We start from the raw sequence: 9,387 nt of genomic DNA, 5'->3' as shown, positions 1-9,387 counted from the left end.
TCCCGTCCTGGGCGGGGACCGGCAGGGTGATCACCTGCAGGTTGACCTTCTGCATCCGGTCCGCCAGCGGGGCGAGCAGCGCGAGCCCCGGGCCCCGCGTCTGCGGGCGGACCCGGCCGAAGCGGAACACCACCCCCCGCTCGAACTCCTGCACCACGCGGACGCTGGTCACCGCGCCCAGGAGGCACAGCGCTCCCAGCGCGATCAGGATCCACACCACGATCATCGGTCGCCTCCGATCGGGAGATGTTCTGCGGACGGACGGTGTGCAGCGCGCCGGCGGATCGCGCCGGTACGGCGACGGGACAAGGCCGTCATGACGGGGTCGTCCCGGTGAAGAGGTCCGGGTAGCGCCAGGCCAGCCACACCAGGCCGGTCGTCAGCATCGCCGCGAGCGCCCCGTCCGGCGTTCCGAGGAGCAGCAGGAGAACCCCCACGGCCAGGGCGACGGACGACGCGATCCGGTTCCCACGCCGGTGGCGGAACCGTGCCGACATCCGCTGCTGCCCGCGGTCGAACCTTCCGACGAACTCCGGGTCCTCCAGCGACAGGTGCCACTCGAGCTCGTTTAGCGTGCGGTGGTCATGATCGTCGTCGAACACCACGCACCTCCCACTTCACAGGCGCACAGCCGATTTATATCGTGACACGACATATATGGCAAGGCGGGGTCTCGCCGTGGACCGAGGGGTGGCGGCAGCACACTGTGACCGTGCAGCAGGAGGACCGGCCGGCGGCGACGCCCTTGACCAAACAGGACTTCGAGGCCCTGGCGCGGTTCCGGTTCGGGATCCGCCGCTACCTGAGGTTCAGCGAGGAGACGGTGCGCCGCCACGGCATCACCCCTCAGCAGTACCAGCTGCTGCTCGCGCTCAAGGGGTTCCCGGGGCGCGAGTGGGCCACCGTGGGGGAGCTGGCCGAACGCCTGCAGCTTCGCCACCACAGCACCGTCGAGCTGGTGAACCGGGCCCAGGGGCAGAAACTGGTGCAGCGGGCCCACGACCCCGACGACGCCCGCGTGGTGCGGGTCGGCCTGACCGCGGACGGGGAGCGGATCCTCGCCGAGCTGAGCGCGCTGCACCGCAGCGAGCTGGAGCGGATGAGCGCGGTGCTCGCCCTGCCCAGCTGGGAGGCCGCGGACTGACCTACGCGCGCCGCCGCAGGTGGTCGCTCCCCCGGACGCCGCGACCTCGCGGATCCCCCCCGTCAGCCTCTCTCGCCGCGGTAACGGTCGGGGCGCCCCGGGCGAGCCGGGCCCGGACCTCGTGCGACACAACCGGGGAGATGATGCGGAATGGTTCCGGAGGACCGCGCGGCGCCGTCAGGGCGTCCGGACGAGGGCGACCCGGCGACGTCGTCGAACCGGGTACGGACGATCCGGCAGCGGATGGCGGTGCTGAGCGAGCCGTTCCGCGCGTCCTACCTCGAGTGGTTCCGGACGATGCGGACCGGCGACCTCGACGACGTCGACGTGCCGGTGATGCTGGACGCCGCGGTGACCGAGCTGGAGACCCTGCAGGTCGGGCACCGCTCCGGCCGGATCGGCGAGGCCGGGCTCGCGTACGGGCGCGAGCAGATCCGCGGCCTGCTGGAGCAGGTGACCACGCAGGGCTCGGTGTCCGCCGTGACCAAGAACCGGGTCGGCCGGCTGATCATGGACCGCTTCCAGCCCGAGCTGCTGGACCTGCCGGGACGGTACACCCAGGACTGGTTCTCCTACCACGAGGCGCACTGGCTCGACCACTTCGGGCAGCTGGCCGGACGGCCCGGGCTGCAGGCCGTCGAGGTCGGCTCCTACGAGGGCCGCTCGGCGTGCTGGATCGCCAACCACCTGCTCACCGGCGCCGGCAGCCGGCTGATCTGCGTCGACCCGTTCGACCAGTACGAGGGCCAGGAGCGGAACTTCGACCACAACATCCGGGTGGCCGGCTGCGCGGACGCGATCGTCACGCTGCGCGGGCGCTCCCACCAGGTCCTGCCGCTGCTGCCCGAGGACGCCTTCGACTTCGTGTACGTCGACGGGTCGCACCAGATCCTCGACGTGCTCCAGGACGCGGCGATGTCCTGGCGGCTGCTGCGGTCGGACGGCATCCTCGTCTTCGACGACTACGAGCACACCCTCTTCCCCGACTCCTTCGGCATGTCCGCGGGCCCGGCGGTCAGGGCCTTCCTCGCACTGCTCGCGGGGCAGTACGAGCTGTTGTTCGAGGACTGGCAGGTGGCCCTCCGCAAGCGCTGACGGTCCGGGCGGGAGCCGTGGCGGGGTGCTCAGGCCCGCATGCTCCCGGTCGTCAGGTACCGCTCGTGCCAGCCCAGGGCCTCCTCGATGAGGTGCGGCGTGTGCTTGCCCGGCGATCCGCTGAGGGCGCGCTGGTGGTAGTCCTCGAGCAGGGGCCGGTAGTCCGGGTGGGCACACCGGTCGATGATCTGGCGCGCCCGGCGCCGGGGCGCGAGGCCGCGCAGGTCGGCGAGTCCCTGCTCGGTGACGAGGACGTGCACGTCGTGTTCGGTGTGGTCGACGTGCGACACCATCGGCACGATGCTGGAGATCGCGCCGGCCTTGGCGGTCGACGGGGTCAGGAAGAACGAGATGTAGGCGTTGCGGGCGAAGTCGCCCGACCCGCCGATGCCGTTCTGGATCTGGCTGCCCATCAGATGGGTGCTGTTGATGTTGCCGTAGAGGTCGGCCTCGATGATGCCGTTCATGGCAAGGACGCCGAGGCGGCGCACGACCTCCGGATGGTTGCTGATCTCCTGCGGCCGTAGCACGATCCGGTCGCGGTAGGCGCCCGCGTTCGCGTTGATCTCCTCGGCGGCGAGCGGGCTGAGGGAGAAGGCGGTGGCCGAGGCGACGGACAGCGTCCCGGAGCGCAGCAGCCCGAGCATGCCGTCCTGGATCACCTCGGTGTAGGCGGTGAGGTTCTCGAAGGGGCCCGCGCCGAGCCCGTTCAGCACCGCGTTGGCCACGTTGCCGACCCCGGACTGCAGCGGCAGCAGGGTGGCGGGGAGCCGTCCGTGGGCCACCTCGTGCTCGAGGAACTCCAGCAGGTGCCCCGCGATCCGCTGCGAGGCGTCGTCGGGCTCGGCGAACGCCGTGTTGCGGTCCGGCCGGTCGGTCTCGACGATCGCCGCGATCTTCTCCGGCGGGCACACCAGGTAGGGCGTGCCGATCCGGTCGCCCGGGCGGGTGAGCGGGATGGGGACGCGGTGGGGCGGCAGGGCGGTGCCGTAGTAGATGTCGTGCAGGCCCTCCAGCTCGGTGCTCTGCCAGGAGTTGACCTCGAGGATCACGCGGTCGGCCTGGTCGATCCAGGTCTTGTTGTTGCCCACGGAGGAGGACGGCACCAGCCGTCCGTCCTCGGTGATGCCGCTGATCTCGACGAGGGCCACGTCCAGATGGCCGAGGAAGCCCTCCCACACCAGCTGCGCCACGTGCGACAGGTGCACGTCGATGTACTCCATGAGGCCGGCGTTGATCTTCCGGCGACTCACCGGGTCGGACTGGTAGGGCAGCCGCAGCTCGATGCCGTCGGCCTCGGCGAGGGCGCCGTCCAGCTCCGGGGCGGTCGACGCGCCGGTCCACACGCTGACGCGGAAGGGGGTGCCCGCGGCGGTGGCGTCGGAGATCCTCCGGGCCAGGGCCAGGGGCACCGCCTTCGGGTAGCCGGCGCCGGTGAAGCCGCTCATCCCGACGTTCGCTCCCGCGGGGATCAACGCGGCCGCCGCCTCGGCCGGCACCACCTTGCGGCGCAGCTCGGCATTCGCGATCCGCGTGTCGCCCATCGACCCTCCCGCACAGGCCCCGGCCGGTCCCCGGACCGGCCCCGGTCGGGCGTACCCCGGCGGGGGGCGGGCGGAACCCGCGGCTTTCCGCGGCTCGCTCAGCGCATCTCGCCGGCGCCGACGTAGGGATGGGGGCTGCGGAGCAGCCGTCCCTCGGCGAAGCGGGCGAGGCGGAAGTCGGACTCGGGGACGGCGGGGTGGCTGCTGCGGCCGTCGACGACGAGATCGGCCACGAGGCGGCCGACCGAGGGGGAGATCTTGAAGCCGTGGCCGGAGAACCCGGCGGCCACGATCAGCCCGGCGACCGGGGTCTCGGAGATCGCGGGGTTGAAGTCGGGGGTGACGTCGTAGCAGCCCGCGTAGGTGGAGGCGATCGAGGCGTCGTCCAGGCCGGGGAAGCGGGTGCCGACCTTCTCGACGGTCAGGTCGAGGAAGGCCTCGGTGGCCCGGTCGGAGTAGTGGTCCGGGTCGGCCGGTTCGAGCTCGGCCAGGTCGGAGTTGCCGAAGAGGATCTCGCCGCCGCTCTCGGGGCGGACGTACTGCAGCGAGACCAGGTCGGAGAAGACGGGCACGCGCCCGAGGTCCCGGCCGGGGTCGATGAGCACGATCTGCTCGCGGTGCACGGTGATCGGCAGGTCGATGCCGTGCGCGGCGAGCAGCGGCACCGACCACGGGCCGGCGGCGAGGACGACGGTGCCGGCGCCGATCTCGGTGCCGTCGGCGAGCCGGACCCCGGCGACCTTGTCGCCGGTGGCGAGGATCTCGGTGACCGTGGTGCCCTGACGGAGCCGGACGCCGGCGCGCCGGGCGGCGCCGGCGAAGGCCTGGGCGGTGCGGTAGGCGTCGCCGTAGCCGCCGCGTTCCTCCCACGCGAAGGCGGCGAACGGCGCCAGGTCGGCGACCGGCCAGAGCTTCTGCACCTCCGAGGCGTCGATGTCCTCGGTGCGGACGCCGACGGCGCGCTGGTCGGCCGTCGACGCGCGCAGCGCGTCGACGTTCTCCGGCCCCACGCCGACGACGTAGCCGGTCTGGTGGAAACCGATCTCCTCGCCGAGGATCTCGGCGGCGTTCTCGAACACCTCCAGGGCCTGGGCGGCCATGGCGGCCAGGGAGGACACGCCGTAGTGGCAGCGCACGACCCCGGAGGACTTGCCGGTGCCGCCGGAGCCGACGGTGTCCCGCTCGACGACGACGACGTCGGTGATCCCGCGCTGGGTCAGGGCCCAGGCGGTGGCGCAGCCCTCCAGCCCGCCACCGACGATCACGACCTCAGGCACGGGGACCTCCGGGGATCCAGTTGGTGCCGGCCAGCGGGACGCGGGCCATGGCCGCGGCCTCGATCGTCAGGGCGACGAGGTCCTCGGGTTCGAGGTGCTGCAGGTGGGCCTTGCCGCAGGCGCGGGCGATGGTCTGGGCCTCCAGCGTGAGCACCCGCAGGTAGTTCGCGAGCCGCCTGCCCCCCTCGACCGGGTCCAGCCGCGCGGCCAGCTCGGGGTCCTGGGTGGAGATGCCGGCGGGGTCGCGACCGTCCTGGAAGTCGTCGTAGAACCCGGCCTCGGACCCGAGCTTGCGGTACTCCTCGGAGTAGCGGGGGTCGTTGTCGCCCAACGCGATCAGGGCGGCCGTGCCGATCGCGACGGCGTCCGCGCCGAGGGCCATGGCCTTGGCGACGTCGGCGCCGGTGCGGATCCCGCCGGAGACGATCAGCTGGACCTCGCGGTGCAGGCCCAGCTCCTGCAGCGCCTGGACGGCCTGCGGGATCGCGGCGAGGGTCGGGATGCCGACGTTCTCGATGAACACGTCCTGGGTGGCGGCGGTGCCGCCCTGCATGCCGTCGACGACGACGACGTCCGCGCCGGCCGCCACGGCGAGCTTGACGTCGTAGTAGGTGCGGGAGGCGCCGATCTTGACGTAGACCGGCTTCTCCCAGTCCGTGATCTCGCGGAGCTCGAGGATCTTGATGGCGAGGTCGTCCGGGCCGGTCCAGTCCGGGTGCCGACACGCGGAGCGCTGGTCGATCCCGGCGGGCAGGGTGCGCATGGCGGCGACCCGGTCGGAGATCTTCTGGCCGAGCAGCATGCCGCCGCCGCCGGGCTTGGCGCCCTGGCCGAGGACGATCTCGATCGCGTCGGCCTTGCGCAGGTCGGTGGGGTTCATCCCGTAGCGCGAGGGCAGGTACTGGTAGACGAGGTGCGTGGACTGGCCGCGCTCCTCGGGGGTCATGCCGCCGTCGCCGGTGGTGGTCGAGGTGCCGGCCTCGGACGCCCCGCGCCCGAGCGCCTCCTTGGCCTGCGCGGACAGCGCGCCGAAGGACATGCCGGCGATGGTCACGGGGATGTCGAGGTGCAGCGGGTGGCGGGCGTTGCGGTCGCCGAGGACGACGTCGGTGTCGCAGCGCTCCCGGTAGCCCTCCAGCGGGTAGCGCGACATCGAGGCGCCGAGGAAGAGCAGGTCGTCGAAGTGCGGGAGGGCGCGCTTGGCGCCCCAGCCGCGGATGTCGTAGACGCCGGTCGCGGCGGCGCGCTGAATGTCCGCGATGACGGTGCGGTCGAAGGTGGCCGACTCACGGAGTGAGGGAGAGTGGGCGTAGTCGCGCATCAGTACGTGTTCCCCGAGGTGAAGTGGTAGAGCCGGCGAGCGGAGCCGTAGCGGCGGAACTCGCCCGGGTCGTGCGGCATCCCGGCGGCGGCGAGGAGTTGGCGCAGCTCGGCGCGGTGCTCCTCGCGCACCTCCTTCTCGACGCAGTCCGCGCCGAGGGAGGCGACGGAGCCGCGGACGTAGATCCGGGCCTCGTAGATCGAGTCGCCGAGGTCGGCGCCGGCGTCGCCGCACACGACCAGCCGCCCGGCCTGGGCCATGAACGCGCTCATCGGACCGATGTCCCCGCCGACGACGATGTCCACGCCCTTCATCGAGATCCCGCACCGCATCGACGCCGAGCCCTCGATCACCAGCAGCCCGCCGTGCGCGGTCGCGCCCGCGGACTGCGACGCGTCCCCGGTGACCCGCACGAGGCCGGACATCATGTTCTCCGCGACGCCGGTGCCGGCGTTGCCGTGCACGGTGATCGTGCCGCCGTCGTTCATGCCGGCGGCGTAGTAGCCGGCGTGCCCATGGATGTCGACGGTGATCGGGGTGGCGACGCCGGCGGCGAGGGCGTGCGCGCCCTGCGGGTGCTCGACGGCGTAGTGGGTCGCCTTCGGGGCGTGCAGTTCCGCGTTGAGCTCACGGACCGAGGTGGTCGCGAGGTCGACGACGGTGGTCTCGAGCGTGCTGGTCACGCGGCCACTCCTTCACGGGTCCAGGCGTAGACGCGCTCGGGCTCGGGCTCGTAGAGCCGGGCGTCGGCGATGCCGGGCAGGTCGGCCAGGGCGCGGAACTCCGAGGCCATGGCGACGTAGGCGTCGGTCTCGGCGATGATCGCCGGCTTGCAGGCGATCGCGTCGCGGACCACGGCGAACCCGTCCGCGCTGGTCACCAGCAGGGTGTAGAAGCCGTCGAAGCGTTCGCACAGCAGGCGCAGGGCCTTGTCGAGCTCCTCGCCCTGGGCCAGGCGGTCGGCGACGAACCGGGCGCCGACCTCGGAGTCGTTCTCCGAGTCGAACACGTGCCCGGCGGCCTGCAGCTCGCGGCGGATCGTGGCGTGGTTGGCGAAGGACCCGTTGTGCACCAGGCACTGGTCCGGACCGACCGAGAAGGGGTGGCAGCCCTGCGGGGTGACCGCGGACTCCGTGGCCATCCGGGTGTGGGCCAGGCCCTGCCAGCCCTGCGCGTTCGCCAGGTCGTAGGTCGCGGCGAGGGCGCGCGGGTGCCCGACGCCCTTGTAGACGGTCAGGTCCGTGCCCGAGCCGACGACGGTGGCCTGCGGCACCGTGGTGCGGACGGCGGCGACCAGGGCGTCCGGCGTGACCGGGGCGGCGAGGACGGTGGTGTCGCCGGCCTCGGTGACCAGCAGGTCGGGGAGGCCGAGCACCCCGAAATCGGTACCGGTGGGGGCCAGGACCGACACCGCGGCGTGGCCCGCGGGGCAGCGGCGGCGATCGCCGTACACGGCGACCCCGGCCGAGTCGGGGCCGCGCTCGACGACCTGGCACAGCATGGTCTCCAGCAGGCGCCCGAGCTGCGGGTACAGCTCGGGATCGCGCAGGTGGAGTCCGACGATCCCGCACACGGGCCGTCTCCTCTCTGTTCGGTGAAGGGTCGGGCGGTGCTGATCAGAAGGCGGTGAGGTAGCGGTCGTGCTCCCAGGAGCCGACCGTGCCGTGCCAGTCGAAGAACTCCTCGCGCTTGAGCGCGGCGAAGTACTCCGCGACACCGGGGCCGGCCGCGTCGAGCCCGGCGGTGACGACCGGATCGGCACCCAGGGCCTCGACGGCGTGCAGCAGCGTGGGCGGCAGCTCGGGGCGCAGGATCCCGTCCGCGCCCGGCGCGCCGGGATCGGCCTGGCGCGCGATGCCGTCCAACCCGGCGGCGAGCGCGGCGGCGAGGGCGAGGTAGGGGTTCGCCGATCCGTCGCCGCCGCGCAGCTCGATGCGGTGGTGGTCGGGAATCCGCACGAAGTGGGTGCGGTCGTTGCCGCCGTAGCTGGCCCGGCGCGGGGACCAGGTCGCGCCGGACCGGGTCGAGGTGGCCCCGGTGCGCTTGTAGGAGTTCACCGTGGGCGCGAGCACCGCCTGCAGGCCGGGGGCGTGGTCGAGGATGCCGCCGAGGAAGCGGTAGGCCAGCTCGGAGAGGCCGAAGCCGCGGGCGTCCTCCGCGTCGGGGAAGAGCGACTCGCCGTCGCGCCAGAGCGACAGGTGCAGGTGCATGCCGGAGCCGGTGCGGTCGGCGAAGGGCTTGGGCATGAACGTCGCGGTCATCCCGCGCTGCTCGGCCAGCACGGAGATCAGGTAGCGGGCGGTGATCACGCGGTCGGCGGTGGTGAGGGCGTCGGCGTAGGCGAAGTTCTGCTCGAACTGGCCGTTGGCGTCCTCGTGGTCGTTGGCATAGTTGCCCCAGCCGAGCGCGTTCATCGCCGCCGAGATGCCGGTGAGGTGGTCGTACATCCGGGTCAGGCCGCGGGCGTCGTAGCAGGGCCGGGCCTCGACGTCCTTGCCGTCGGCCGGGGCCAGGGTGCCGTCGGCCGCACGGTTGACGAGGAAGTACTCGACCTCGGCGCCGGCGAAGAGCTCCAGCTGCCGCGCCTTCGCCTCGGCCAGCAGCTTCTTGAGGATGACCCGCGGGGCGAAGTGCCAGGCGCGGCCCTCGACGTGCGGGTCGCAGTGCACCAGCGCCAGACCCTCGCGCACCCACGGCAGCGGGGTGTAGCTGCCGGTGTCCGGGATCGCGATCAGGTCGGGGTCGCAGGGCTGCTGCCCGATCGCGCCCACGGCGTAGCCGGCGAACCCGACGCCCTCGTGCTCCAGCTCGTCGGCGGCCTCGACCGGCACCAGCTTCGCGCACGGCTTGCCGGTCAGGTCGACGAACAGCGCCAGCAGGAACCGGACCCCGTCGGCCCGGGCGCGCTCGGCCAGCGACGGCACCGCGGCCGGCGCGGCGGGAAGGAGTTCGGTGCGGGGGAGGGTGGAGGTGTCGGAGGCCATCGTGGTGGTCCCTTCTCGTGCC

10 protein-coding genes are annotated in these 9,387 nt (G+C 72.7%); 2 read left to right on the top strand and 8 right to left on the bottom strand.

The window, feature by feature from the left end:
• The coding region (locus ACFQH9_RS27325; protein ID WP_379570451.1) for an SPFH domain-containing protein at positions 1 to 226 on the bottom strand (226 nt) is incomplete at its 3' end.
• A gap of 88 nt (positions 227 to 314) precedes the next feature.
• The gene (locus ACFQH9_RS27320; RefSeq protein WP_379570449.1) at positions 315 to 605 is read right to left on the bottom strand and encodes a DUF3040 domain-containing protein; all 291 of its coding nucleotides are present in this window, start codon (positions 603 to 605) and stop codon (positions 315 to 317) included.
• A 107-nt stretch (positions 606 to 712) separates the two neighbouring features.
• Between ACFQH9_RS27320 and ACFQH9_RS27315 the strand changes: the two genes are divergently transcribed.
• Together ACFQH9_RS27315 and ACFQH9_RS27310 are read left to right on the top strand one after the other, a co-directional pair.
• Entirely contained in the window at positions 713 to 1,144 is a 432-nt protein-coding gene (locus ACFQH9_RS27315; protein ID WP_379570447.1) for a MarR family winged helix-turn-helix transcriptional regulator, read from the top strand.
• A gap of 150 nt (positions 1,145 to 1,294) precedes the next feature.
• Complete coding sequence (locus ACFQH9_RS27310; RefSeq protein ID WP_379570445.1) at positions 1,295 to 2,239, top strand: class I SAM-dependent methyltransferase; 945 nt, start codon at positions 1,295 to 1,297, stop codon at positions 2,237 to 2,239.
• 29 nt (positions 2,240 to 2,268) lie between these two features.
• Here the strand turns inward: ACFQH9_RS27310 and ACFQH9_RS27305 are convergent, their stop codons facing one another.
• The 6 genes from ACFQH9_RS27305 to glnT form a co-directional block, all read right to left on the bottom strand.
• Positions 2,269 to 3,783, bottom strand: coding sequence for an acetyl-CoA hydrolase/transferase family protein (locus tag ACFQH9_RS27305; RefSeq protein WP_379570443.1), 1,515 nt, complete (start codon positions 3,781 to 3,783; stop codon positions 2,269 to 2,271).
• A gap of 98 nt (positions 3,784 to 3,881) precedes the next feature.
• On the bottom strand, positions 3,882 to 5,060 hold the full coding sequence (locus ACFQH9_RS27300; RefSeq protein WP_379570441.1) for an NAD(P)/FAD-dependent oxidoreductase: 1,179 nt from the start codon (positions 5,058 to 5,060) through the stop codon (positions 3,882 to 3,884).
• Complete coding sequence (locus tag ACFQH9_RS27295) at positions 5,053 to 6,381, bottom strand: FMN-binding glutamate synthase family protein (protein WP_379570439.1); 1,329 nt, start codon at positions 6,379 to 6,381, stop codon at positions 5,053 to 5,055. Before ACFQH9_RS27295 ends, ACFQH9_RS27300 begins: the two co-directional genes overlap by 8 nt.
• Entirely contained in the window at positions 6,381 to 7,064 is a 684-nt protein-coding gene (locus ACFQH9_RS27290) for a GltB/FmdC/FwdC-like GXGXG domain-containing protein (protein WP_379570437.1), read from the bottom strand. The genes ACFQH9_RS27295 and ACFQH9_RS27290 overlap by 1 nt, the downstream gene beginning before the upstream one ends.
• Entirely contained in the window at positions 7,061 to 7,954 is an 894-nt protein-coding gene (locus tag ACFQH9_RS27285; protein ID WP_379570435.1) for a class II glutamine amidotransferase domain-containing protein, read from the bottom strand. The genes ACFQH9_RS27290 and ACFQH9_RS27285 overlap by 4 nt, the downstream gene beginning before the upstream one ends.
• Positions 7,955 to 7,997: 43 nt before the next feature.
• On the bottom strand, positions 7,998 to 9,365 hold the full coding sequence (glnT, locus tag ACFQH9_RS27280; protein ID WP_379570433.1) for a type III glutamate--ammonia ligase: 1,368 nt from the start codon (positions 9,363 to 9,365) through the stop codon (positions 7,998 to 8,000).
• Positions 9,366 to 9,387 lie beyond the last annotated feature (22 nt).

It is taken from the genome of Pseudonocardia lutea (genome assembly GCF_042658055.1).
Classification (GTDB): Bacteria; Actinomycetota; Actinomycetes; order Mycobacteriales; family Pseudonocardiaceae; genus Pseudonocardia; species Pseudonocardia lutea.
This window is presented reverse-complemented; position numbering and strand designations above follow the sequence as displayed.